Origin of the sequence: Paraburkholderia sediminicola, assembly GCF_902859805.1 — a bacterium.
Classification (GTDB): Bacteria; Pseudomonadota; Gammaproteobacteria; order Burkholderiales; family Burkholderiaceae; genus Paraburkholderia; species Paraburkholderia sediminicola.
In genome coordinates this window covers 1,199,750-1,225,216 of record NZ_CADIKC010000001.1, presented here as the reverse complement: position 1 = coordinate 1,225,216, position 25,467 = coordinate 1,199,750, and the positions used below count along the sequence as shown (strand labels likewise).

The following is a 25,467-nucleotide window of genomic DNA, read 5'->3' as shown; positions in this document are numbered from 1 at the left end:
TTCCCGGAGGACGCGACACCTGCTAACGGTGCTGGTGTGCAAGCAGCCATCACTAGCACACTTAAAACGGCTGAAAATAAATGCGTCAATGTAGATATCCCGAGATTGATAGTGTTTGTATTTCATGGCTGCTGCGAATGATAGCCGATGAATTTCAGCGCGGCATGTTGTCGACTACGTCGATTGTTGTTACTGACGCGATGAAGCGTCGATCCTTAGCGAACGGCCGCTTTTCCAATACTGGAGGTCTCTTGTGGGTCGATAGGGGAAATTCGCGCCGAGGCCGATCTGGTGACTGACGGACGCAGGCCGAACTTCCGGGATTGGCCATCAAGAGTCGGTCAATGTCAGGACGTGGATGTCCGCTTCGTCCACTCTTCCTGACTAAAACTGCGTACAGCGGAAGCGGCACCCAGATTCCCCCGGCGCTCGACGTCCTGTGCGAGGACCTCTCGGAAAACGCACAATCCTGACACGCCGTGCAACTTGCAGAACCCCTCAAGAACCTCGGCGATGGCACCGGTCAATGTCTCCGGTTTGCGCGTGCTGGCGATATGCGAACTACCCCTTGCTAGTTCCAGCATGTATGTCATACGGCCCAGCGCCATCGCAGCATCGGAGATAGTTTTCTTCAGCATTTCAGCTCCACCGTTCTACGTTCAAGCAATCCCTATCACCGGTACAAAGTACCATAAGTAATCCCAATTTTTCGCTCCATTGCACGCGACAACATTCCCACCAACAGCAACCGTCATCCGGACCGACTATGGCGCTTACGAAACGCTCGGACCGGCCATGCGGTGGGTCAGATGCCCACGGAAGCAGTCGCCCAGCGCCGTTTTCGATTTCCCTTGAATTTACGGTCGTCCGAATGTCCCACTCGCGCGCTTAAGCAGTCGCTCGACTGACATTAAGTGAATGTCTAAAACGGGTCGAACTGAGCCGATCGTCGCCGGGCTGAGTTCGGCCATCAAGAGTCTTTCGAGGGGGCGACGCGAATGGCGGCAAGCCATACGTATAACGGACCGTCGCGCATACCGCGAGGGACGGCTTATGGCTTGCGGGCCGCTCTCTTTTTTTGAGCGTAAATCAAAGCTCCCGTTTCGACCGGGATGAACGGCGCCTGAAAATGGTCGATCAGAAAATCAATGAATGCCCGGGCGCGTGCTGTCTGGTTTCGCTGGCTGGGATAGTAGACATACAAATCGGCTGACGGCAGGAGCGTATCCGGCAACACCAGTTTTAACCGACCGCTCTGAACGTACTTCGCCAGATCCCACTCAGAACGGATCAATATCCCATGCCCGTCGAGCGCCCACCGCAGCACGATATCGCCATCGTTGCTTGAAAGCGCGCCTTTTACTTTCAGCGCTTCGGTGTGATCGCCCTGTATGTACCTCCAGACGCCGTAGGCGTCGTCGTTCTGGCGATGAATGATGCAGCGGTGCCGAACCAGGTCCTCTACGCGCTCTGGCGTCCCGAAACGCTCAAGGTACTTTGGCGACGCGCAGAGGAAACGACGGTTACTCATGATGCGTCGAGCACTAAGCCGGCTGTCGGGAAGCTCGCCAAAACGGATTGCCATATCGAACGCTTCCTCAACCAGATCGATGGGTCGATCAGTCACTTCAAACTGGATTTCGACATTGGGATACCGTTTCGCGAAGTCAGAGACCAGCGGCGCGATGGTCGTGCGTCCGAAGCCGAGCGTTGCGTTGACCCGTAAAAGACCATGCGGGTCGGACCTGGCCCCGGATATCTCATCTTCCATCTGCCGGACCTGTCCGACGATCTGCGTCGCGTAGCGCAGGTAGGTCTCACCTTCCGGCGTGAGGCTGACACTCCGCGTTGTCCTGTTGACCAACCGCGCCCCTAGCTTCTGTTCGATCAGCCCCAGTCGTTTGGTCGCAGCTGGCGGGGTGAGATCGAGCGCACGCGCCGCTCCCGACATGCTTTTCAGCTTGGCGAGGAGGATGAAAAACTCGAAATCGGATGCCGTGTCTGTTGTCAATTCGATTATTCACCTAAAGTAAAAAATGAAATGAATCTAAGCGAATTCTAACGCCTCATTTCGCGGATAACCTAGCTTCCATTGCAGCCAGACGCATGCAATACGTGCCCAAACTCAGGAGACAGTGTCATGAGAATCGTTGAAATACGCGAAAAGACCATTCCGATCAGTTCCCCGATCCGCAATGCCTACATTGACTTCAGCAAGATGACGCTGAGTCTCGTCGCCGTGGTGACGGATGTCATCCGGGGCGGAAAGCCGATAGTCGGTTACGGCTTCAATTCCAACGGCCGCTATGGCCAGGGCAAGCTGATGCGTGAGCGTTTCATTCCGCGCATTCTCGAAGCCGATCCCGCTACGCTCGTCAACGACGCCGGCGACAACCTCGATCCGCACAAGATTTGGGCGACCATGTTCACGAACGAGAAGCCGGGTGGTCACGGCGAGCGCTCGGTCGCAATCGGCACGATCGACATGGCGATCTGGGATGCGGTGGCGAAGATCGAAGGCAAGCCGCTGTTCCAGTTGCTGGCCGATCGTTACGGCAACGGTCAGCCCGATCGCAAGATTTTCGTGTATGCCGCCGGCGGTTACTACTATCCCGGCCAGGATCACGAGAAGCTGAAAGACGAAATGCGCAGCTACATCGACCGTGGCTACACGGTTGTGAAGAAGAAGATCGGCGGCGCTTCACTTGACGAGGATCTGCGCCGCATTGACTCGATCCTGAGCATACTCGGTGATGGACAAAAACTTGCCGTCGATGCCAATGGCCGCTTCGACCTCGACACGGCGGTCCAGTACGCAAAGGCGCTGTCGCAATACGACCTGTTCTGGTACGAAGAACCGGGCGACCCGCTCGACTACGAATTGCAGGCAACGCTTCGCAACTACTACGACAAACCGATGGCGACGGGCGAGGACCTGTTCTCGATGCAGGATGCCCGCAACCTGATCCGTTATGGCGGCATGCGTCCGGATCGCGACTGGCTGCAGTTCGACTGCGCACTGAGCTATGGCCTCGTCGAATACCTGCGCACGCTCGACATGCTGCGTCAGCACGGATGGTCGCCGAGCCGCTGCATCCCGCACGGCGGACACCAGATGTCGCTGAATATCGCGGCCGGCCTCGGCTTGGGCGGCAACGAGTCCTATCCTGATCTGTTCCAGCCTTATGGCGGCTTCCCTGACGGTGTGAAGGTGGAAAACGGCTTCATCACCATGCCCGATCTGCCAGGCATCGGCTTCGAAGGAAAAGCCGATCTCTTCGCCGAGATGCAAAAGCTGTCCGCATAAGCCGTCAACCGGCTAACTCGCGGCAAAACACGCTGACAAAAGCGTCGGCGCAGCGTTCACAAATACAGATAAAAGGAACGCAGGCGAAATCGGTCCGTGCTCACCGCAGCGGTAAAACCCGCTGCGGGCGGTCGCCCCGACTTTCATGAAAAGATTCCACGCATAGGAGACAGTCATGCGGGTTTCAAAGATCGGAAAATCTCTTTCCAAGCTCTACGTCCAGGTTCTGATTGGCATTATTGCCGGTGTCCTCGTCGGTCACTTCTTCCCAGACATCGGTTCTCAACTTAAACCACTCGGCGACCTGTTCATCAAACTGATTCGGATGCTGCTTGCCCCGATTATTTTCGCATCCGTTGTCGTTGGCATTGCCCGCATGAATGACCTTCATGAGGCCGGCCGGGTTGGCGTCAAGGCAGTCCTTTACTTCGAAGTCGCATCGACGATTGCGCTCCTGGTTGGTCTCGTGGTCGTAAACATCGTCAGGCCCGGCAGCGGGATGAACATCGATCCCACGCACATCGACAGTTCAGCTATTGCCACCTACACCCACGCGGCAGAGCAGCATGGGATGCTTGAATTCCTCATGAGCATCGTTCCGAACAGCATCGTCGGGGCATTTGCGAATGGAGATATTCTGCCCATCATCTTCTTCTCGCTTCTGCTCGCGATAGCTCTCGCCAAGCTGGGACCACGCACGGCGCCGTTCGTTGACATGCTCGACATGTTCCTTCAGGGCATGTTTGGCGTTGTTCGAATCGTCATGTATGTCGCACCGATCGGTGCCTTTGGCGGCATGGCATTCACAATCGCGAAGTACGGGATTGGCACGCTGGCGTCGTTTGGTCAGTTGATGGGTTGCCTCTATCTGACTTGTGTCATCTTCGTGGTCGTTGTCCTCGGCATCGTGATGCGGATGTGTGGGTTGTCGTTGTGGAAGTTTCTCCGCTACATCAGGGATGAAATCTTCATCGTGCTTGGCACAGCCTCAACGGAAGCGGTGCTCCCGCAAATGCTTATCAAAATGGAGAAGCTGGGGTGCTCTCGCTCGGTTGTCGGGATGGTATTGCCTACGGGCTATACCTTCAATGCCGATGGAACCGCGATTTACCTGACGATGGCCGCGCTGTTCATTGCGCAAGCGATGAATATCCATCTGACGATCTGGGACCAGTTGCTGCTGCTCGGCGTGATGTTGCTGACGTCCAAGGGATCTGCTGGTGTGGCCGGAGCCGGGTTCGTGGCGTTGGCCGCCACGCTGGCTACCATGCACAAAATCCCTGTATCCGGATTGGTGCTATTGCTGGGCGTTGATCGTTTTCTCAACGAGGCCCGGGCGGTGACGAACCTGATCGGCAACGGGGTTGCGACCATTGTGGTGGCTCGATGGGAGGGCGCTCTCGATATGGACAGGGCGCGAGCGATGCTTGACCGGACCGCCGACACCAGCATTGATGCTTTTGGGGCCACCGATCTGGAGCCGACAGTTGGGGCGACGTCCACGAAAGATTCCATTGTCCGGCCCCACACTCATTGAGTCGTCCAGTCAACCTTTTTCCCGAGCACCGCAGCCATGACCAAGCAATCTGATACGACGAGCTTCCGCGAAGCCGCCCTTGACTACCACGAGTTCCCGGCGCCCGGGAAGCTGGCGATTACTCCGACGAAGCAGATGATCAACCAGCGCGACCTCTCGCTGGCTTACTCCCCCGGTGTCGCGTTCGCGTGCGAGGAAATCGTGGAGAACCCGCTGAATGCCGCACGGTTCACCGCGCGCAGCAACCTGGTCGGCGTCGTGACGAACGGCACGGCGGTACTCGGTCTCGGCAACATCGGGCCGCTGGCGTCCAAGCCAGTGATGGAAGGCAAGGCGGTGCTGTTCAAGAAGTTTGCTGGCATCGACGTGTTCGATATCGAGTTGAACGAGTCGGACCCGCACAAGCTCGTCGACGTGATCGCCGCGCTCGAACCGACGTTCGGCGGGATCAACCTCGAGGACATCAAGGCGCCGGACTGCTTCATCGTTGAGCGCGAATGCCGCAAGCGCATGAAGATCCCGGTCTTCCACGACGACCAGCACGGTACGGCGATCGTCGTCGCGGCGGCGATCATCAACGGCCTGAAGGTAGTGGGCAAACACATCAAGGAAGTGAGGCTGGTGGCGTCGGGCGCAGGTGCGGCGGCGCTTGCATGTCTTGATCTCCTTGTCGACCTCGGGTTGCCACTCGACAACATTCTGGTGACGGATCTCGCCGGTGTCGTCTACAAAGGCCGCGTCGAGCTGATGGACCCAGACAAGGAGCGATTTGCGCGCGAAACTTCTGCCAGAAAGCTTGCGGAAGCAATCAAGGGCGCGGACATCTTTCTCGGTCTATCCGCGGGCGGTGTGCTCAAGCCTGGGATGGTCAGGGAAATGGCTGCGAAGCCGTTGATTCTAGCGCTGGCCAATCCGACGCCGGAAATTCTGCCGGAACTCGCCCTGGAGGTACGTCCGGACGCAATCCTCGCTACGGGACGTGCCGACTTTCCGAACCAGGTGAACAACGTACTGGTGTTCCCGTTCCTGTTCCGCGGTGCGCTGGATGTGGGTGCGACGACAGTGACACGTGAAATGGAAATTGCGGCAGTTAACGCGCTTGCTGAACTGGCGCGCCAGGAGCAGAGCGATATCGTCGCAACGGCTTACGGCATTCGAGATCTATCGTTCGGGCCGGAATATCTGATTCCGAAGCCGTTCGACCCGCGCCTGATCGTCAAGCTCGCGCCGGCGGTGGCGAAGGCCGCGATGGATTCAGGCGTCGCCAAGCGTCCGATTGAGGACATGGACGCCTACGAACAGCATCTGCAGCAGTTCGTCTATCAGAGCGGCACGATCATGAAGCCGATTTTCCAGCTGGCGCGCGGCGTCGAGCCGGAGAAGAAGCGTATTGTGTTCGCGGAAGGCGAGGAAGAGCGCGTGCTGCGCGCGGTGCAGATCATCGTCGACGAAAGGCTGGCCACGCCTATTCTGATCGGCCGTCCGGCGGTGATCGAACAGCGCATCGCACGCTGCGGACTGCGTCTGGTCGCGGGGCAGGATTACACGGTAGTGAATACTGACCACGACGAGCGTTACCGCGATTTCTGGCAGGAATACTACAAGATGATGTCGCGCAAAGGCGTCACGGCGCAGATGGCGAAGCTCGAAATGCGCCGCCGCACGACGCTTATCGGCGCCATGCTGGTAAAGAGGGGTGAGGCGGACGGCATGATCTGCGGCATGGTGAGCACGACGCACCGGCACCTGCACTTCATCGATCAGGTGATTGGCAAGAAGAAAGGCTGCAGTGTCTACGCAGCGATGAACGCACTGGTGCTGCCGGGTCGACAGATTTTCCTCGTCGATACGCACGTGAACGTCGATCCGACAGCCGAGGAACTCGCCGAAATCACGATCATGGCCGCCGACGAAGTGCTGCGCTTCGGCATCGAGCCGAAGATCGCACTGGTGTCCCATTCGAATTTCGGCACGAGTAACGCGCCGTCGGCGCAGAAGATGCGAGACGTGCTGGCAATCCTGCGCCAACGCGCGCCACACTTGCAGGTGGACGGGGAAATGCATGGTGGTCTTGCGCTCGACCACAAGCTGCGCCGCGAAGTGATGCCGGCTTCGACGCTCGAAGGTGACGCGAACCTGCTCGTGCTGCCGAACATCGACGCGGCCAACATCTCGTACAACCTGCTGAAAACGGCTGCGGGCAACAATGTCGCAATTGGCTCGATCCTGTTGGGTGCGGCGCAACCGGTGCATGTGCTACCCCCTTCCGCAACGGTGCGTCGAATCGTCAATATGACGGCTCTGCTGGTAGCGGATGTGATTGCGCTCAAGTAGGCGCGACGGTCTGGTCAAACCTCAACTTTGGCCGTTCGGGGAGCAGACTCCGATGGGCTGCTCAGGGTCGACTAGAGCCGGTCCTCGTCGGGCTCAGTTCGACCCGTTTCGAACATTCATCGAGTCAGCTCGCAACGACTGCTTTACAAGCTTAACCGGCCGATATGCCCATCAAGAAAGTAGGATTGTTACTTCACGAAATGCCAGCCCATCGATAAATCGCGACCCCAATATAAAAAATTCCGAAGCAGGCTAGCAATGCTCGCAGTAATTTTGTAAGGCGATCCTCGGAAGCTCCCAGGACAATAAATCCCGCCCCTAAAAAGAATTGCGACGCAGACACCCACACGCTTTTGTGCGTTGCAATCAAGGGCGAACAACAAACCGACGCCAGAACCAAAGCCGTGGCGACCCCATTCCAAAAACTCATCGTTATTCTCATAGGAATCCTAGCCGCATTGAAGGATGCTTACCCGAACGACTTGTTGCCTATTCAATCCAGGCAATGCACCATACCGCGCCAATGCGCGTCGTGTCCATTTGTGTTAAATCCGCTGGAGTCAATGAAGCAACGTTCACCGTAGCCGATCGCGCGACTGTTTAGTGGGTGGAGCCGACTTCTGAACGTCCGGGGATCGCGACCGGCGAATGTCGCCTCTTGGCCGGCAAGCGTCCGTTCGCTCGCCGGGGGCGGCTCACACTTCGGTTTGTTCAGCCATTTCAAGCGCGTCGTCGACTTCAATGCCCAGATATCGAACCGTGCTTTCAAGTTTGGTGTGGCCGGGAAGCAGTTGCACCGCCCTGAGATTTTTTGGCGCGCCGGTAGATCAACGACGCCTTGGTGCGGCGCATGGTGTGCGTTCTGTAGGCTGCGTCATCAAGTCCGATTGGCGCGACCCAAAGATGTACGACACGCGCATATTGCCGTGTTGAAATATGTGGTGACCCGTGAATTCGGCTGGGAAAGAGAAAATCTGAACCCGCCAGCTTCGCTGCCTTGATCCAGGCCTCGACGCTTTCGCGGGTTTGCTCGGTGATTTCGAACTGAACCGGCCGCTGCGTTTTCTGCTGCATCACACTTGCCCGCGGCGAAACATGTTGGCTGTGACATACGTCAAGGACCCGCAGCTTGGCCAGATCGCAAGCTCTCAACTTACTATCGATTGCCAAGTTGAACATCGCAAGGTCGCGAGGCTGCCCGGATAGCTGGAGCCGGACACGAATCGCCCAGATTTCCGGCAGTTTGAGCGGAGGTTTCTGCCCTGTGAGCTTACCCTTGTTCCACGGTACTCTCGCCGTACAAGTGACTTTAGCGGTTTCCACGATCCTCTCCTTTCAAGTGAAGGGAGGGATCAGTCCGCGCTGGCTGCGAACGGTCACTACCCGACCCTAATCGGTCGGTCGCGATTCTTCCACGACTGACCGCTCGGACGTCAGAATGAGACAGGCACAGTCAAGGAGTGCAATCAGCTCTGCGGCTGAGGCGATGCAGCAGTATCGCCTGCGGAGACGACGGCGTTCCTCCCGCTCCTTTTGGCCGCGTACAGCGCCAGATCAGCTGAATTCGTTAATTCATCCACTGACGATGGAAGTGAGCGTCGACCGGTCGCGCACCCAATACTGACCGTGAACGGTGGAATTGTCCCAGATGGTACTGTCGGTCGCCCATGCTCAACTTCCTGACGTATAGCTTCAGCGATCTGAGCCGCTCCCGTTTTGTCCGTATCGGGCAGCACGACAACAAACTCTTCCCCGCCGTATCGCGCGGCGAGATCGCCATGACGACGCACGTGTCGATTGATACATTCCGCGAGATGTTTCAGTGCAATGTCACCTTGAGCGTGACCATGCCTGTCGTTGTACTGTTTGAAGTTGTCCGCATCGACGAACAGCAGCGACAAGGAACCATCGCTGCGCTGCAGTCTTCGCCACTCGTTTTCGAGGACCTCGTCGAGGGCGCGGCGGTTCCTGAGCCCTGTCAGCGGATCGGTTTGCGTTAGCTCCGTAAGCAGTACCTGAGTCTTTGCGTGGTCCCGCAGCGCAAAAGCAAGGAGCCAGACCACCGTGCAGAACGCAAGGCTAAGCGACGAGGCTGAGACTCCGACTATCCATGACAGTCGCTTCCAGGACGCCAGCACGTCGCTTTCCGCCGGCGCGACAACGGCGATGAGCGGCGTCCCGGGAACACGTTGAAATGTATACAGGCGCAGGACCCCGTCCGAGATCGAGGGAGCAGAATAGAACCCGGAATCATGGTTCACCATACGCGGAAACGTCGGTGACTTACCCAGATTGACCAGCCTTGACTGGCTGATTGGGGGATTTCTGGCCACCAGCGTACCGTCCGTACGAACGATCGCAGTGATGCCGTTTGGCCCCACGTCCAGTTTTGCAAGAAGTTGTTTAAAGTATTCGACATCAATGGCAACAATCGCTACTCCGCCGAATGACCCGTCGGGCTGGCTCATCCTTCTCGTCATCGCAATTGACTGCGCGCCAGGCCGCGACCGTGCCCGGTAGACTGATGACACATACAGTCCGACATTCGCCGACTGGCGATGAGCAATGAAGTAATCCCGGTCGCTGAAATCCCAAGTATGGGAGCTGGAGCAGCAGCCGTCGATTAATCGTCCCTTATTATCCGTCACCCCCATACCGGTAACGTACTCGGCAGCGGTCCGGTCAAACAGCAATTCGTGACGCAGGTCCGCATCCATGCTTTGGACAGCGGGCTTGTTCAGCGCGGCAATCAAGGCACGGAGTGAATTGTCTGACGTTTCAATCGTCCGGGCGATGTTGCTGACCAGAACGGCGGTAACGTTTCTGGAGGTTTCATGAGCATGTTCGACAGCGGCGTCACGAGAGGCCAGAAGTGTGACCAGACTGATTGCCATCACGCCTAGTGCCATCAGGCTACCTAGTGCACCGACAATCAAGGGATGTCGGCCTGCGAGAACAGCCAGTTTTCCGGTGGTAATAGAAACAGACACGGTCACGTTGTGGTGGGTGCGCTCGGTCCAAACGTCGTCGTCCCGCAGTCGTGGCGAGATTATCGACTCGGTGTAGGGAGTCCTGCGGCAAAGGAATGCCCGAGTGTCGTGGATAGCCGATGACCGGGTTTACGGCAAAGACAGCAAAAAGTAGAGGCCTTGGTCCACTTTTACCGCTGCCGTTGACATTGGTTATGTGCCGGTGGGAGCAACTAGAGATCTGCCCCGGCAGGCTTGGCCGTCGCTCGGCCCCAACTGAGTAACACACGCTGTACCTCGCGCGGATCTGGATTGTCCTCTGGCTTCTTTCTCAGGTCCAGAGAACGCTGCAGCACGGCCAGGATTGAATGAACCGGTGGTGCACAGTACGAATGCACGAGTTCGGTCATGTGCGGTCGCTGGGTAGTGCGACAGCTCAGCCGCTCCAACGTCTTATCGCCTTCGTCAACAGCCGCTCAAAACTCCCGATACGATCAGTTGCATTCGTCACCTTTGCCAAGACTTCTGCGCATAGTGTCGCCGGCGTCGGTCATAGAGGACGCCATCCGACGCAATGCAGACAACAATTCGTTGGACTCGGTTACGTTGCCTTCTTGATATCGTTGCCAGGCCGATTTGTCAGGATAGCGCTCGTAATAACGTGAAAGAGATGATCCCCCCGTGGCGCGAATCCGGGCTGGCCGACGAGCCAGCCGAGCGCCGACATCAGGGCGAACAGGTCGACCCCATCAATATCGGCGCGCGCCGTTCCCTCGGCTTGAGCGCGGAGCAGTAGTCGCGCGCCCGCCGAACGCAGCGCTGTGCTCGAAGCGTGAAGCGCGGAGTCCGGGTCCGCGTGCGCGGTCGCAAACAAGGCGCAAATACCGCTATAGCTGCGAACGAATGCCACCCCATCGCGAAACCAGGACACCAGCGCTTCGTCAGGTGGATTCGACGTTTCGAGTTCGGCTGCCTGCTGTATCAGTTCGTCCACGTTCATGCGCAGCAACGCTTCGAACAAGGCTTCTCGTGTCGGGAAATGGCGAAATAGTGTGGCCAATCCGACGTCGGCCCGGCGGGCGATATCTCGCATGGACGCGTCGGCACCATGCTCGGTGACGACGTCACGCGCGACTGCAAGGAGATGGTCGTAATTCTTTCTGGCGTCAGCTCGCATAAATTGCCTTGACAAACGGATCGGCGATCCGAATATAATGAACCTGTATCCGGATCAGTGATCCACAAGATACAGCACATTTGTGCAGATTGGAACAGAGGCGCTGTCTGACACCACGAAAGGAGATGTCATGGGAAAGCTTGAGGGTAAGGTTGCAGTCATCACGGGTGGATCGAGCGGCATGGCGCTGGCGAGCGCCACGCGGTTTGTGGAAGAAGGCGCCTATGTTTTCATCACGGGCCGGAGGCAGGAGGCGCTCGACGAGGCCGTCAAGGTGATTGGCCGGAACGTGACCGGCGTACGTGGCGACGCGGCCAATCTAGACGACCTCGACCGCCTGTTCGATACAGTCAAGCGGGAAAAGGGCAAGATCGACATCCTGTTCGCGAGCGCCGGCACGGGCGAAGCCGTCCCTCTGGGCGAGATTACCGAGCAGCACTTCGATGCGACCTTCAGTCTGAATACGCGCGGAACGCTGTTTACGGTTCAGAAGGCGTTGCCGCTGTTCAACGATGGCGGGTCGATCTTCATGACCGGGTCAGTTGCTTCGGTGAAAGGTTTCCCTGGTTATGGCGTGTATGCGGCGAGCAAGGCGGCGTTGCGCTCATTCGCACGCACTTGGCTTAACGAACTGAGGGGCAGGAATATCCGGGTGAACGTGCTGAGCCCGGGGCCGATCGCCACACCGATGCAGGACCAGGTTCTCACCGAGGAGGCGAAGCGCATGTTCGAATCCCTGATCCCGCGGGGAAAGATGGGGCGTCCTGAGGAAATTGCGACGGTCGCGCTGTTTCTTGCTTCAGACGATTCGAGCTTCGTGAATGGGGTGGAGTTGTCCGTCGACGGCGGCTTCTCGGCCATCTGAAATCGCGCCGAAAAGCGTGTAGAAGGACCTGTCAACTCGATGAAGGTGATCTGATTTTTGTCGATAAATATGGATTCCTTATAATACTGAATGGAGAGTTCGCATGAACTATTCGATTATTGGCTTTGGCGCGGTAGGCCAGGCGCTCGCCCGAGCGTTTGCAAGAAAGAGCATCAATGTGACCGTCGCCAGCCGGCGCCCTCCCGAGACGTTGATGCAGCAGGCACGAGCGATCGGCCCCACCATTGTTCCCGGGACGCTGCAGGATGCAATCGCGTCCGACACGATCTTCCTGGCGGTTCCGTTTTGGGAACACCGCGAAGTCGCGAAGCAGATCACGACCTGGCAGGGCAAGACGATCATCGACACGACAAATGCTTTTGGTGTTCCCGTTGAAGACCTGGAAGGTCAGCCGCCGGCCGCGGTTGTCGCCAAGGCGTTTACCGGCGCCAGGTTCGTAAAGGGCTTTAACCATCTGCCTGCTGCCGTCCTGGCCGCTGATCCGAGCGTGAATGGCGGAAGCCGCGTCGTTTTTTTGTCGAGCGATGACGAAAATGCGGTGGCACCGGTCGCTGCTTTGGCCGAACAACTCGGTTTCGCGCCGATTGCGCTAGGACCGCTCAAGGATGGCGGCTTGCTTGTCCAAGGCAGGGGGAATACATGGGGTCAACTGATCTTCAAGGATCTCGTCAAGTTCAAATAGCGGCGCCTCACAACGAAGTCACAGCGGCCACGCGCATCGCCAAACGCGTGCTGGTGATTTGACCGAGATTCCGTTGGTACTTCTGAGCGAGTGCATGATGGCCGCTCGCGACCCGTCGGCCGCGAGCGCCCGTACTGCAGACGTGATGCGGGCAGATGTCCGTTCGGAATTGGAAAGTGGCCGTTGTCAACATGGTGACCCGAATGACGGCTCGGGGTCGAACTAAGCCGATCGTCGTCAGGCTCTGTTCGGCCAGAAGCGGCTGTCCATCGTCCGCAGCGTGCCGACGTTTGAGCGTCAGGTACGCCCCTGATACCTGCCGTTGAAACCAAGGCGGCGCGATCCGCAGCAACGGGGCGTGTCTGCCGGCCACGTCAAGAATGGGCCGACCCAGACTGGCGCGTTAGGCGCGCGGAATCGAACCGCCTTCCCGCATACGTAGCGCGCCTGAGCTCGCTTACGCCGCGGGCGCAACTGATGCGCCGGCGATCTTGTGCCGAGCGAGTGCTTGAGCGACGAGCCCGGATGCTTTCGCTTCCTCGACGAAGGCACGCAATGCATCTGCGGCCGCTGTACCACGGCTCTTCGGCACGCCCATCGCCTGGCGGATCACCATGAAGCGCCCGTCGAGCAGACGCAGGCCGGGCGCTTGACGTGCGTCGGCCTCGAGCTGCTGCTTGACGCCTGCCGCGACTTCGAGGTCCTGTTCGAGGAATGTTCGGACGACCGTCGGCGACGTTGGTGCGCGCACGATCTGCGCATGCTTCAGCTCGCGAGTCAGGAACAGGTCGTAAGCGCTTCCCTCTCCGACGGCCACACGCACTGACTGCTGATCGACGTCCTCGTTACGGCGGATCGGCGATGCATCGCGGACCAGGTAATAGCCCTCGATCAAAACGTACGGCTCGGTAAACGCGATGGTTTCTCCTCGTCGTGGATCTACGGCGAAGAAGCCGAGGTCCGCTCGCTCATCGCTGACCGCCTGAACAGACTTGCCCGCCGCATCGAATACCACGAGCTCCAGTTCTACACCGAGCGTTGCCGCAAACGCTCGCGCCAGATCCACCGAAACACCGGTCGGTTCGCCTGATGGGTCTTTGGCCGCCAGAATCGGATTGCCGAGATTGATCGATGCCCGCAGCTTGCCGGTGGGTATGAACGCACGAATGATGGACGGATCGGGTTTCATGGAGACGAATAGAGTTAGGAATTGGGACTTCGTGTATCGACATGGACGTTCAGCCGCAGACGCGCGCGCTGTTCGACTCGATGCGAGCCGACGATCGCGGACGCAGCAGTATCGTCACGGCGAGCACGCTGGCGAGCGCTATCCCGCCAGCGAGGACGAACGCGCTGAAGAACGTATGACTTTGCTGGACGAGAAATCCGGTTGCAGTCGGACCGACGATGCCGGCACAGTTCGCGATGGCATGCACGCATCCGCCGACTCTGCCGAGTTTCGGACCGGGAATCGTGTCCTGAATCAGCGCCCAGTATGTGCTGCCGCTCAAATATAGTGCAAACACGGCAATGGCCATCAGCACCAGCGCGCTGACGGTTGTGGTCACGGCGCCAGCAAGCGCGACGCAGACACCCGCGGTGCCGAGGCATACGATCAGCACCCACTTGCGGGCGCGCAGCGCATTGCCTGTGCGGCGAAAGATCAGATCGGACAGCACACCGCTCAGTCCGTACCCGACGAATCCCAGCACCCAAGGCAACACCGTCGCGAGACTCATGCTTTTCAGACTCAAATGACGATCCAGCATCAGAAAGCTCGGGAACCATGTCAGGAAGAAAAACAGGATGTAGCTGTAACCGAAGTACGAAATCATCGCCGCGAGAATGGCGGGTTGCTTGAGGTAGAAACCAAGGTGCTTGACGTCCGACGGATCTTCCGGGACGCTGCGGTCGGATTCGATCAGCCGTCGTTCTTCATCGGATATGCGCGGATGTTGGTGCGGCCTGTCGGTCGCCATGAACTGCCAGAAAACCAGCCAAAGCAATCCGAGACACGCGATTCCCGCGAACGCGACGCGCCAGCCGTAGGCCGCTGTGAGCAGGCCGACCACCGGCCCCGCAACCGCGCCACCCAGCGGCAGACCACAATTCGCAAAGCCGAATGCGGTCGCCGATTCCTTATGCGGGAACCAGTTGTTCACGATCTTGTTGATCGTCGTCGCAAGCGGTCCCTCGGCCATGCCGAAAAGAGTACGGATCGCCAGCAGCGACCCGAAGCCCGTCGCGAGGCCGGTCGCGCCGCAAAACAACGACCACGTCAGGATTGCTCCTGAAAAAACGCGCTTGCCGCCCCAGCGATCCGCAGCCCAGCCGCCGATGAAATTGAAGACCGCGTAGCCGATGAAAAACGTCGAGAACAACAGTCCAAGGCTGCTCGGCGACAAATGCAATTCCTGCATCACGGCGGGCGCAGCGACGGATAGAGCCGATCGGTCGAGATAGTTGATGAAGCCTGCGATGAACAGCAGCAAGACGATACGCCAACGAATGTTTGTCACCTGTCCCTCCTTCGAGCTTTTTATGTTTTAGACGGACCGCGCGCCCGATAGCGCTGTCCGGCCCGTTAAGTCTCATTGCTCGCCGGCAACCTGCGCGTTGGGAAAGTCGCAGGAGTGCGGCATAGCGGACGAATCGCCGCTTCAGTCGTGTGGCCGCGCGGCCGCTTGCAACATCGCGAGCTGCGCCGCGCCGATGTCGATGCCTGCGGCCGTTTGGCGTTCTAACTGGCCAAGTTCGATCTGGCCGGGAACGATCACAGGCGCATCCGGGTTCGCGGGCTTGGAGCCGTGCAGAATTGCCGCATAGTCGGCCATACGTGCGGCGAGCCACGTACCGCTGCCAAGCCTGGCTGTATCGATCAGGATGAAGAAGTGGCCAAGATTCTGCGGCTGTTCAGGGTCATCCTCCCACGACTTCACGTGCGTCAGATAGGCCGCTCCTGAAAGCAGCCCCGCGAACAGATCGACGACCAGCGCGAGGCCGTAGCCCTTGTGGCCGCCGATCGGCAGCAGGAAGCCATCAAGCGCGGCTTTCGGGTCGGTGGTCGGCTTGCCTTGAGCGTCGGTCGCCCAGTCACCGGGAATCGGTTCTCCCCGCTTGAGGGCGTTGCGAATCTTTGCGCGCGCTGCGACGCTGATCGCCATATCCAGAATGAACGGATGGCCTTCCGGGTTCGGGACACCGAAGCCGACGGGACTGTTGCCCAGGCGCGCGTCGGTGCCGCCCCACGGCGCGATCGTCGTCGTCGCGTTGCTGCCGATGATGCTGGCGAACCCGTTCATGGCGGCGAGGTACGAATACGGCGACACCGGGCCGAAGTGATTGCTGCCTCGCACGAACACGCACGCGATGCCATTCTCGCGCGCGGCCGTCATCGCCAGATCGAGTGCGCGATAGCCGATGAGCGGACCGACACCGTTGTCGCCGTCGAGGCGATGAAGCGCCGGGCCGACTTGTTGGGAACTGATCGACGGCTTGGGATTAATGCCGCCGATGCGCAGACGAGCGCCGTACGATTCGATTCGGCTCGTGCCGTGGGTGCGCAAACCGAACAGGTCGGCGAGCACAAGGATGGTGGCGGTGTCGGTGGCATCGGCGCGATCGAGGCCGAGCGCGCAGAGTGCTTCGATTGTCAGCTCGGTCAATTGCGCCTTGCTGACTATGCCAGAAGTGGTGGTGGGTTGAGTCATGGAACGGGTCGTCTCCTTCGATCAAAAAAACAGTGCGGTTCAAGCGGCTGCGACAGCACAGCGCTTGTGTTTCACACATGATCGGGCAGGCGCCACCCGCGTGACAAACGCATATTTTCGTTCGATTGGTGCGTCGTATGCACGAATCGGGCTGCAACCGGTGTAACGCACGCGTGGCCGGTCACAGCAACTGAAAGCGGTTCAGCCCGTGGAGCGTCCGTTAGGCGCCAGTGTTTGCGGGCAGCGCATCGGATGCGCGAAGCTCCGTCAACAATTGAAGGAAGAAGCGTCCGGCAGAAGACAAGCCGCGTCCGCGACGCTGGAGTACGCCCAGCGTGCGCCGGATTGGCGGATCGACGAGCGTGACGCTCGTGAGCGCCTTGTGAGGGCCACGAGGCATGGCGAGGCGAGGCACGACGCCCACGCCAAGTCCTGCTTCCACCAGGCTCACGAGAGCTGGCACATGACGCACTTCGCAGAACCATTTCGGCCTGTCAGTGACGCCCGCCAGCGCCTCTTCTATGACCGCGCGATTGCCGCTGCCCTGTGCGATCGCCAGATAGTCGAGGCCGGCGAGTTCCGCCCAGGCGACGGACTTGCGCCTGGCGAGTGGATGAGCGCGCGGGCAGGCGAGGACGAAAGGGTCGTCGAGGAGCGGCGTGAACTCGATGTCCGGCTCCTGTGTGCCGACGTAAGTCAGACCGAAATCGGCTTCGCCGCGCGCGACAGCGAGAAAAACCATCGACGACGGCTCGTCGATCAAACGCAGGCGGATGCCGGGATAACGCTGGTGATAGACCGCAATGGCCTCGGGAAGGAAATAACGCACGGCCGAGGGCACGCACGCAATCGTGAGCTCGCCTGTCATCTTGCGCGCGAAATCGTCGAACTCGAGCATCGAGTTGTCGATCTCGTTGAGGATTCGATACGCCCGATCCAGAAACCCGCGACCGACGATGGTCAGATCCATCTTGCGCGTGGTTCGCTCGAAAAGCCTGACGCCCAGCGTGTCCTCCAGTTTCTCGATTCGACGCGACAGCGCCGACGCCGATAGATGCAGCGTGTCGGCAGCAGCGCGAAAACTGCCGAGGTCGGCTGTCGCGACAAAGGCGCGCAAGTCGGATATCTCGAAGTTCATTCCAAAGGTCGCAACGGTGAAAGGAATCACTCAGTGTCGGTGTACCGCTGTGCGTTGTCAATTCGTGCGTGTGGCACAATAATCGGCCGACTTTTTGCGCTTAACCGACAGCGGGCTTTGACGGATCGTGCCGGAAGCACAATCTGCCAGGTTGAACAAGCAGGGTTGCTATTGATAATGACGGGTCGACTATTGACATGGCGTATGAAGAGCACGCCGCCTTGATATTGAAAACAGAAGCCAATTAATACAAGAACGCTAAAGAAGTTATCTCCCACAGCCGATAATCAATCATCAGACCAATGGCGGCGCCGCAACTCGCGTTGCCTGAAAATCCGAATGCTCTGCGTGGCTGAGGCCTTGACCGGGGCACTCGGCGCTTCTGATGGCGCGTTCTGCGCCACAAGCGTTATTGATTGCGGCGCGAACAACAATATTGTGTCCCAGAGGGGGAAGCATACGTATGGACATGTGCCGTCGGCGTGCTCCGGCAAGTCAAAGCGCGTACGTCAGCCGCGCAAAAGGTCCGCAATCTCATTGGCTCAGTCTGCCATCTGCTTCTACGCTCGCCAGCATCCTTAAGTCTTGCCTCCTTATTGCAGGCAGCGCACTACTGACGGGCCATGCCGTGGCAGCCGACGCGGGCCGCCTGTCGCCCGACAAAATCCGCGCGCCAGAGCAGGCCGCCGAATTCGTCGTGGACCAGGAAAAGAACAGCTACCAGCAGGTGCTCGACCTTTATCGTCAGGCTCAGAGCAAAAGCCCCGGTGATATGTCGCTTCTTCTCGCGCAATGCAAATTTATCGAGCGCTTCGCGTGGTCGGAGGATCTGAGCTGGGGCGAGGTCGCCGGGAAAGACTTGGAAACTTGTCGCACCGCGCTCAACAAGGAGTTTGCAACCGATCCCGAAGCGGCACTTTATCTGCTCGAACATCGGTTCGGTGCAGATGCGCTCGCGTATGGTGAGCCGCTCGTCGCCCATTCGACCGGCTGGAGCGCCGCGCAGCGCGCGCGTCTTCATGGCGCGTTGTCACGCGCTTACGCGACGACGAAAAACGACACCCGGGCTGGCCAGGAGGCGGTTCTCGCGGTGCAGCTCGATCCGGCCAATGACCGCCTGATCGACGCGATGCGGTACCTGGCAAGAACGGGTCGCGCACGCGATGCCGGCAAGCTGTTGGCCGCGGCACCCGTCGCCAAGACCCCATGGCAGGAAGCCGTACGCATCAATACGGCTGTCGAAGTGCTGCCTGGCACGGAAGCTAGCGACGAGTTTCATCGCGCCCAACGTGCAGGACTCAAGATCGACGCTTATACGACGGCGCGTGTATTGCAGCGTGCCGGCGATTCGGCCGCTGCGCAAGCGGCTCTGACCGCTGACACCGCGTCGCATAAGTTCGAGTCTCCGCAGAACCAACAGCTTCGCCTCGATGTTGCATTCGATGTGGGCGACGCGAAGATAGCTGCGGATATTATCCGCGACCAGTACCAGAAGACCGGTAAGGCGACGCCGTTCGCGTATGCGTACGCGCATCTGCTTGACCTCAATCCGGCTATCGCGGCCCGCGTCGATTTGCTCCCACTCGCGGCCGGCCTGTTCGGTATGCTCGCGCTGTATCTTGCATCGCCAGGCCTGTTGCTCTTCCCGGTGCATTACCGTGGTACGGTCCGGCAACGCGCCGGAAAAACGTCCGCACCACTCTTTGCGCGGATAGGTTTGCGGCACGCATGGTGGGCGCTGGGCGCCTTCTCCATGGCGCTTTATCTCGTCACGATCTTTCGCACGGGCACGGCCGCGCTGTCGCCGACCGGCAGCGGCGTGGTGCGCATCGATGCCTCGAATCGCATTGCGATTTCACATTTGTGGGCACTGTTTTTCAGCGCGCTCGGGCTAGCGGCAGTCGGTCGGCTGATCGGATGGCGCGAATGGCTCGGCAGTGGACGATGGAAGTGGACGTGGATGTTGGTACCCGTCGTCGCGTACGGTATCTATCAGATCCCCCGCTTGCTGGCTCGGCACGACGTGCAGCACGGCTTTGCTCCGAACTCGTGGGCGGTGAATCTGACGCACGGTGCAATCGCGCTCGGTGGTATTCCGCTCGCGCTACTGGTGTTATCAGTGTTTGTGCCAATAATCGAAGAACTGGTGTTCCGCGGTTGCCTGTTAGGAGGATTGTCGCGACATATCAGCTTCGGCTGGGCCAACGTGCTGCAGGCCGCGATATTCGCCGGTATGCACGAAGACACGCGCCATTTTATCTACCTGTTCGTCATGGGCTTGATTGCCGGTTGGCTGACCAGGAAGACGAAGGGGCTGTCGATGCCCATACTGGTGCACGCGATCAATAACGCGATCTTCGTCTACAGCGTGGTTGTGGCGTAGCGGGCATCCGCTGTGTGTCGAACGGCTGCTCTTGTGTTTCGCGTTGGTCCGTTCGGGGTCGATCTGAGTCGCTTATCAGCCGGCGGAGTTCGGCCATGAACGGTCATTCGACATCTTCACAAGAATCGTCAACAATCGGCCACGACGGAAGATTGCCACGCGATCTCGCCGTTACAACTACAGCTACGATCAACCAATTCTGAAGTTCGCTAGCGCCATGGCGAAGCCTATATTGACGGTACTATTGAAGGGTCCATTTTCGGACGTTTTTCGCTTTGTCGAGGCGTTGCTCCAGCCTCTTGGACTTGTGCTTGCCAATCCAGAAAGTAGGCGAGTAACGCACTGGAGCGATGATGGCGAGCAGATTGCGATACCCCGCGACAGGATCATTAGTGAAGCGTCTACCGCGACGGTGAAGAACGTTCAGTTTTGGAGCGCCAGCAGCGAAGACTTATTCGTGTCTTGGGTCGATGCGTCACCGGGGTGGTGGTTTTCCTTTCACCTGGACGGCGTCACCCCGGAGTTGAAGGCTGCTTTGACGACTGCGCTCTCGAATTCAGTCCTGATCGATTTAAAGCTGCAGTACGGAGACGAGTGCGCTTTTAGGATCGATTTTGACTAACTTTTCAATCGAGAATTTGGCCGGAATAATGCTTGCGTAGCATCGGTGATGCCTCCCAACGACCGCTTTCTGGCGAAACGGAAGTCCGTTCAGGGTCGCGTGCCGCCGATCCCCGACAGGCAGAGGACGACCACAAGCGGCCAGTCGACTCCCACCGCGAAATCGTCGACAATCGTTCAACATGCAACGTCTACCACCACGAACGGCGATTGCCGGCGTCCAATGCAACTGAAAATATCGAAAGTCGGACTTGGACTTGCGGGAGCCGTGGTCGCGCTCATGGCGACTTCAGCGCTTGGGCAACTAGCCGGGAAATGGGTATGGGAGACCCCGCCTACGGATTGCTCAAACGGACGTGGGGTTTCGTTCAACCTCGTTCAGGATGGTTCCGCAGTGTCGGGAACTTGGGATGAATTTTCTACCAATAATAACGGTGGCCGTCTCTCTGGCGTGATGCTAGATGATCGCTCGGCGCTCGTGAGCATATGCGACGAATCCGGGAACGGCTTATATCCCGCTTGCCCTGACTATGGACGAGAGTTTCGGTTTCTGACGCTGCGTCGCGGGGAACTCTGGGTTTTCGCGAATAAGAACAACCAAAATAGTGAACATGCGCAGTTCATACCTTCGGTAACCTTGGAGCCGGATACACCGCATCGACGCGCCCTCGCTGACAAGCGATTGCAAGAGACAATCCGCGGAAATGGAGGGACGTTGGATGGGCTATTCTGTAACGAAACAGCATGGCCTAGATATATTGGTAGGAATCCAGACGATGGCGGGCCAGTCACGATCGATATTCCGAAGGCAGTTTTCGGACGCTAAATGAGCATTCGGCGGAAATGGATCGTGACCAATATCGGCCATTCGACATCGCCGCCTGAATAGTTGAGGATATGTGCCAATTCGCCTCAGGATCGGCATGGGGCCACGGAACCGAACATTCGAAGGGATACTACTCTGGACATGCGCATATTCATGAAGGCCGTAATTGCTTCAGCGTCGCTGGCATGCATCGGAACTTACGGCGCGGTTGTTCATGCACAAACAACCTGCGAACACCTTGAAACGACATTGTCGCAGTTGCAACGACAGCATCCACGTATCGATATTGCGACTTTGGGTTCGCGGGAACTGTGTTTCGATAGCTGCACCGCAGAGCAGGTTCGGGCTGACCAGTTTTGGGGGGGCGCTGCACCGGGGGCAGCCGACTCCATCCGAACCACTTTGGTTCAATATGCAGATACAACTGGTTATGTGACAAATATAGCGATACCCGGCCGATCCCACCCTATCGTCAGAATCTCGCGGCGTGTGGGAACGGCCTATTGCGTACGCGATACCTATCTCGCCCGCGCGTCCGATGGCTACCGCTTAATAGACAACTCGATTCTTGATGATTTCTCTCAAGAAGCCGGGTACTGCGGCAAATCGTTCGTCTACTTCGAAACGTGGCGGAGCCGCTCCTACGCCGTTCTTTGGGACGAAGGAGAAACCAACACGGAGATAGTTGCTTACCGCGTGACGCCGTCGCTTGAGGTCGAGAAAGTTTGTTCTGTTCGAAGAACGAGCAGAACAGCCGCCGATAACTAGCCGCAGAGACAACTGCGGCAACCCGCTCGGAGCATCACGAGGCGGACGAATGGCCGCTATCAAGAACCTTGAAGGACCGCTTCGGGTCGGTTGCGGAAGTTCGCCGTCGGACCGGGATCGGCCATCTACGGACATTCGACCGCTCGCTCACGCGGACATTCGGATGTCGGCATTAGCCAGACAACGGACCTTCACACTCGGCCTATGCCTCGCGTCGTCGGCTCAGACGGATGGTCACTGACCACGGTTGCATTTTGTCCTCAGCATCGAAAACTGTACATGTTGGCCAGCTGAACGGGCTGATATTGTGTTCAACGATTTGGACTGCAGGTTACCGACAAACCTATCGCTTTGAACAGGAACGTTTCATGAAACTCCCCATCTATCAGATCGATGCATTTTCGGACAAGGTCTTTAAGGGCAACTACGCTGCGGTGGTGCCGCTCGAACACTGGCTGCCCGATAGCTTGATGCAGGCGATCGCTACCGAGAACAATCTGTCTGAAACAGCATTCTTCGTGAAAAATGCCGGCGGCGCGTTCGACGTGCGCTGGTTTTCGCCTCTCACCGAAATCGCATTTTGTGGACATGCCACACTGGCAAGTGCATATGTGATCTTCAAGCGACGTGACGATCTGGAAGTCATCGAATTTGTTGCGAAGGCAGTCGGTCGGCTTACTGTTCGCCGTATGGATGACGGTCTGATTGAAATGAGCTTCCCACAGCGTCGGCCTGAACGATTGAACGAGATACCCGACAACCTGATGATGGGGCTTTCGATGCGGCCTCAGGAACTACTGGTAAATCAGCAAGCCTACGTCGCCGTCTACGCAACTGAACACGAAGTGCGATCCGTCGTACCCGACCTCAAGCTGCTGTCAACACTTGCTCCGCTCGATGTGGTCGTGACGGCTCGCGGCGATGACCACGATTTTGTGTCCCGCTATTTCTGGCCTGCCAATGGCGGCGATGAAGATCCGGTGACCGGATCCATTCACGCAGCGCTTGCACCATTCTGGTCCGAGCGTTTGGGCAAGTCCGAACTCGTGGCCTTGCAGGCGTCACGCCGCAGCGGGCTGCTCCATTGCCGTGTACAGAACGACCGAGTGTATATCTCCGGTCAGGCCGTTCAATATCTTGAAGGGACAATCGAAGTCCCTGAAGCGTAGGAGATAAAGGTCACGCTGCGTAGAGTCTTTCGCTGCAGTCCCGCAGTCCGATCACGCGCGTCGGCCAACGCGACTGCAGGAGCGGCCGATATACCTTCGAAGCCGCCGTTGAGGCCGCGTCTGGTCGAAAGGCAGCTCAGGGTCGCGTGCCGCCGATCGGCGTTAGGCAAAGGTCGGCCAGGAAGTTCCACTGGACAGAGAGATTCGCCAAGTCAATGTCAGGGATACTTCCGGCGGAAATGGCGACCTGCTGCGAACCAGTACGTCAGGCCTGCGACGGCACCCGCAACTGCGAATACGGTTGCGATTGAATTGAACTCCTGCCAAAACGTCGGGGTCGGCGGAGGGTTCGGGGGATCTGTGTACCACGTCCAACCAGATGTTGCCGAGATTATGGGAGCGACAGCGAGAAGCGCTAAACCACATCCTGTCAAGACATAAAAGAGAGGGTTCCGAATGCGGTATCGGGAAGCCAGGAGGTTAAGCAGAACGCACGGCAGAGCGGAAAAGAACGCAGCTGGTAACCAAATGACGACGATGAGGCCGCAGTCTGAAAGAAGAACTAAAAGTGTTTGCGAGAGCGGGTATAGCAGTCCACCCGCAGCTCGCTGCTCGATTACATGGGGAAACCTTGATGCAATGATATAGACAGTCGCTGCCGTCACACTGAGCAAAAAGGCCACTGTGGCGCGCACGGCCGACGGATGCGGAGGTGCGCTGTCTTGGCTCATTGCGGCTGATGGGTCGATCATGGCTAGGATGATAAATCGAATGTCCGTTATGAGGACAGCTGGATAACCATTGTGGCTCGAACTGAGCCGGTCGCCATCCGGCTAAATTCGGCCATGAACGGCCGGTCGACCACGTGGCTCGAATCGGTGACAATCTCGGATAGATTCCTACGAGCCACTCGCGTATCCAAGGCACCCCATTACGCTAAAGAGCGCAATTGCCATCAGGAACAGGCCCAGCAAGAGGTGCGCGAGGAGAAACTGGATGGGCGATTTGGACTTGTATACGACGCCGCCGCGAGTATGTGCCTTCTCTTCTGTCTGGTAAGCAGATATTGTCGCGAGTATTCCTGCGGCTGATGCGAGCAAGGTTCCAAACCAGCCAAAGTGAATGGAGCTGGATACGTACGCATAGCAAATCCCCCATGAGAGTACGGCGAGCACGAGAAGAAGCCAAACCGATTTTTTCATGGGAATTGATAGTGTATGTAGGGCGCTACGCGGCAAGTCTTCGCCGTTCCATTCAGACGCGACTTATACTTCTTGCATGAGACGCGCGGCCAGGGCGATCGCGCCCGTTAGGCGGAAGCACGCCATTCGCGGAATCGCTCAAATACCTGAAATCCAACGTAGTCGAGTTTTCGCTTGTAGAGCCAGCGATAATAGCAGTCCCAATAACTCACCATCCGATCGTGTGTCCGTTTCAAGAACGTCGCGTTTTCCCGGAGGAACACCCCGTAGACGCACTGATCCATTGACGACAAATTCGCTTCGATCACGGCGAGAATTTCGATGACGTACTCACCGCAGAGGTGCACGACGAACGGCGCAACCCAAGGTTCGGACGAAGTGACCAGCCGTTCGATATGGCGTTGGCGTACGTGTCCGTCGTGGTGCCTCGTCAGCACACACGCATAGATTGCCGCCTGAACCTCGTTCAGCAGAGGGAATAGCGTGTCGTCGCAATCGTGGTGAATTCGATACGGGATATTGAGTGATTCGCCTCGAACAACGACTGACGATCCGGGATGAGTCGCCGTGCTGGGTCGAATCAAATCCGTGACGACGGTCACTTCGGAGCGAAGCTCTGCAGGAAAGGCCGCCGCCAACGGGCTGGTTTGAACAGCGTTGCCCGCAGCTTGGGTGTTTGTCATACGGTGTCGCCGTCAGCCCAAATAAGTCGATTGTGTCATACGTGGACCGGCGGTCGATGGTCCACGCGAATGTCC

General features: G+C 58.2%; 18 protein-coding genes and 1 pseudogene. 9 read left to right on the top strand and 10 right to left on the bottom strand.

The window, feature by feature from the left end:
- Positions 1 to 347: 347 nt before the first annotated feature.
- On the bottom strand, positions 348 to 638 hold the full coding sequence (locus R8871_RS05430) for a hypothetical protein (RefSeq protein ID WP_175049390.1): 291 nt from the start codon (positions 636 to 638) through the stop codon (positions 348 to 350).
- A gap of 413 nt (positions 639 to 1,051) precedes the next feature.
- Positions 1,052 to 2,011: a LysR family transcriptional regulator gene (locus R8871_RS05425; RefSeq protein ID WP_175049389.1), complete on the bottom strand. Its 960-nt coding sequence runs from the start codon at positions 2,009 to 2,011 to the stop codon at positions 1,052 to 1,054.
- A 129-nt stretch (positions 2,012 to 2,140) separates the two neighbouring features.
- Here R8871_RS05425 and R8871_RS05420 point away from each other — a divergent pair, with 129 nt between their 5' ends.
- From R8871_RS05420 to R8871_RS05410, 3 genes are all read left to right on the top strand, one after another.
- A complete protein-coding gene (locus R8871_RS05420; RefSeq protein ID WP_175049388.1) occupies positions 2,141 to 3,307 on the top strand; it encodes a mandelate racemase/muconate lactonizing enzyme family protein in 1,167 nt (388 codons plus the stop codon).
- Between the two features lie 175 nt (positions 3,308 to 3,482).
- Positions 3,483 to 4,844 (top strand): C4-dicarboxylate transporter DctA, encoded by a 1,362-nt coding sequence (gene dctA, locus R8871_RS05415; protein WP_175049387.1) that lies wholly within the window; start codon positions 3,483 to 3,485, stop codon positions 4,842 to 4,844.
- 36 nt (positions 4,845 to 4,880) lie between these two features.
- Entirely contained in the window at positions 4,881 to 7,178 is a 2,298-nt protein-coding gene (locus tag R8871_RS05410; protein WP_175049386.1) for an NADP-dependent malic enzyme, read from the top strand.
- Between the two features lie 695 nt (positions 7,179 to 7,873).
- On the opposite strand, the pseudogene R8871_RS05405 reads toward R8871_RS05410, so the two are convergent.
- The 3 genes and pseudogenes from R8871_RS05405 to R8871_RS05395 all read right to left on the bottom strand — a co-directional run bounded on the left by R8871_RS05405 (position 7,874) and on the right by R8871_RS05395 (position 11,324).
- Positions 7,874 to 8,501 (bottom strand): annotated as a pseudogene (locus R8871_RS05405) (tyrosine-type recombinase/integrase).
- Between the two features lie 143 nt (positions 8,502 to 8,644).
- A complete protein-coding gene (locus tag R8871_RS05400) occupies positions 8,645 to 10,168 on the bottom strand; it encodes a sensor domain-containing diguanylate cyclase (RefSeq protein ID WP_407673103.1) in 1,524 nt (507 codons plus the stop codon).
- Positions 10,169 to 10,748: 580 nt separating this feature from the next.
- Positions 10,749 to 11,324 (bottom strand): TetR/AcrR family transcriptional regulator, encoded by a 576-nt coding sequence (locus R8871_RS05395; RefSeq protein WP_175049385.1) that lies wholly within the window; start codon positions 11,322 to 11,324, stop codon positions 10,749 to 10,751.
- Between the two features lie 130 nt (positions 11,325 to 11,454).
- Between R8871_RS05395 and R8871_RS05390 the strand changes: the two genes are divergently transcribed.
- Positions 11,455 to 12,189, top strand: coding sequence for an SDR family NAD(P)-dependent oxidoreductase (locus R8871_RS05390; protein ID WP_175049384.1), 735 nt, complete (start codon positions 11,455 to 11,457; stop codon positions 12,187 to 12,189).
- Between the two features lie 103 nt (positions 12,190 to 12,292).
- On the top strand, positions 12,293 to 12,892 hold the full coding sequence (locus R8871_RS05385; protein WP_175049383.1) for an NADPH-dependent F420 reductase: 600 nt from the start codon (positions 12,293 to 12,295) through the stop codon (positions 12,890 to 12,892).
- Between the two features lie 457 nt (positions 12,893 to 13,349).
- Here R8871_RS05385 and R8871_RS05380 read toward each other — a convergent pair whose 3' ends face one another.
- The 4 genes from R8871_RS05380 to R8871_RS05365 form a co-directional block, all read right to left on the bottom strand.
- Complete coding sequence (locus R8871_RS05380; protein WP_175049382.1) at positions 13,350 to 14,081, bottom strand: ABC transporter substrate-binding protein; 732 nt, start codon at positions 14,079 to 14,081, stop codon at positions 13,350 to 13,352.
- Positions 14,082 to 14,130: 49 nt separating this feature from the next.
- Complete coding sequence (locus tag R8871_RS05375; RefSeq protein WP_175049381.1) at positions 14,131 to 15,411, bottom strand: MFS transporter; 1,281 nt, start codon at positions 15,409 to 15,411, stop codon at positions 14,131 to 14,133.
- A 141-nt stretch (positions 15,412 to 15,552) separates the two neighbouring features.
- Positions 15,553 to 16,602, bottom strand: a complete 1,050-nt coding sequence (locus tag R8871_RS05370; protein WP_175049380.1) for an Ldh family oxidoreductase — start codon at positions 16,600 to 16,602, stop codon at positions 15,553 to 15,555.
- A gap of 220 nt (positions 16,603 to 16,822) precedes the next feature.
- A complete protein-coding gene (locus R8871_RS05365) occupies positions 16,823 to 17,740 on the bottom strand; it encodes a LysR family transcriptional regulator (RefSeq protein ID WP_175049379.1) in 918 nt (305 codons plus the stop codon).
- Between the two features lie 628 nt (positions 17,741 to 18,368).
- Here R8871_RS05365 and R8871_RS05360 point away from each other — a divergent pair.
- The 4 genes from R8871_RS05360 to R8871_RS05345 all read left to right on the top strand — a co-directional run bounded on the left by R8871_RS05360 (position 18,369) and on the right by R8871_RS05345 (position 23,507).
- Entirely contained in the window at positions 18,369 to 20,123 is a 1,755-nt protein-coding gene (locus tag R8871_RS05360) for a type II CAAX endopeptidase family protein (protein WP_246287401.1), read from the top strand.
- 217 nt (positions 20,124 to 20,340) lie between these two features.
- The gene (locus tag R8871_RS05355) at positions 20,341 to 20,745 is read left to right on the top strand and encodes a hypothetical protein (RefSeq protein ID WP_175049378.1); all 405 of its coding nucleotides are present in this window, start codon (positions 20,341 to 20,343) and stop codon (positions 20,743 to 20,745) included.
- Between the two features lie 978 nt (positions 20,746 to 21,723).
- A complete protein-coding gene (locus tag R8871_RS05350; protein ID WP_175049377.1) occupies positions 21,724 to 22,338 on the top strand; it encodes a hypothetical protein in 615 nt (204 codons plus the stop codon).
- A gap of 368 nt (positions 22,339 to 22,706) precedes the next feature.
- A complete protein-coding gene (locus R8871_RS05345) occupies positions 22,707 to 23,507 on the top strand; it encodes a PhzF family phenazine biosynthesis protein (RefSeq protein WP_175049376.1) in 801 nt (266 codons plus the stop codon).
- Positions 23,508 to 24,816: 1,309 nt separating this feature from the next.
- On the opposite strand, the gene R8871_RS05340 is transcribed toward R8871_RS05345, so the two are convergent.
- Complete coding sequence (locus R8871_RS05340) at positions 24,817 to 25,392, bottom strand: hypothetical protein (protein ID WP_175049375.1); 576 nt, start codon at positions 25,390 to 25,392, stop codon at positions 24,817 to 24,819.
- Positions 25,393 to 25,467 lie beyond the last annotated feature (75 nt).

What these genes read in the sequence shown, in the direction of transcription:
- R8871_RS05430 (WP_175049390.1), bottom strand. Translation starts at nt 638, where the DNA reads ATGCTGAAGAAAACTATCTCCGATGCTGCGATGGCGCTGGGCCGTATG.
- R8871_RS05420 (WP_175049388.1), top strand. Translation starts at nt 2,141, where the DNA reads ATGAGAATCGTTGAAATACGCGAAAAGACCATTCCGATCAGTTCCCCG.
- dctA (WP_175049387.1), top strand. Translation starts at nt 3,483, where the DNA reads ATGCGGGTTTCAAAGATCGGAAAATCTCTTTCCAAGCTCTACGTCCAG.
- R8871_RS05410 (WP_175049386.1), top strand. Translation starts at nt 4,881, where the DNA reads ATGACCAAGCAATCTGATACGACGAGCTTCCGCGAAGCCGCCCTTGAC.
- R8871_RS05395 (WP_175049385.1), bottom strand. Translation starts at nt 11,324, where the DNA reads ATGCGAGCTGACGCCAGAAAGAATTACGACCATCTCCTTGCAGTCGCG.
- R8871_RS05390 (WP_175049384.1), top strand. Translation starts at nt 11,455, where the DNA reads ATGGGAAAGCTTGAGGGTAAGGTTGCAGTCATCACGGGTGGATCGAGC.
- R8871_RS05385 (WP_175049383.1), top strand. Translation starts at nt 12,293, where the DNA reads ATGAACTATTCGATTATTGGCTTTGGCGCGGTAGGCCAGGCGCTCGCC.
- R8871_RS05380 (WP_175049382.1), bottom strand. Translation starts at nt 14,081, where the DNA reads ATGAAACCCGATCCGTCCATCATTCGTGCGTTCATACCCACCGGCAAG.
- R8871_RS05370 (WP_175049380.1), bottom strand. Translation starts at nt 16,602, where the DNA reads ATGACTCAACCCACCACCACTTCTGGCATAGTCAGCAAGGCGCAATTG.
- R8871_RS05365 (WP_175049379.1), bottom strand. Translation starts at nt 17,740, where the DNA reads ATGAACTTCGAGATATCCGACTTGCGCGCCTTTGTCGCGACAGCCGAC.
- R8871_RS05355 (WP_175049378.1), top strand. Translation starts at nt 20,341, where the DNA reads ATGGCGAAGCCTATATTGACGGTACTATTGAAGGGTCCATTTTCGGAC.
- R8871_RS05350 (WP_175049377.1), top strand. Translation starts at nt 21,724, where the DNA reads ATGAAGGCCGTAATTGCTTCAGCGTCGCTGGCATGCATCGGAACTTAC.
- R8871_RS05345 (WP_175049376.1), top strand. Translation starts at nt 22,707, where the DNA reads ATGAAACTCCCCATCTATCAGATCGATGCATTTTCGGACAAGGTCTTT.
- R8871_RS05340 (WP_175049375.1), bottom strand. Translation starts at nt 25,392, where the DNA reads ATGACAAACACCCAAGCTGCGGGCAACGCTGTTCAAACCAGCCCGTTG.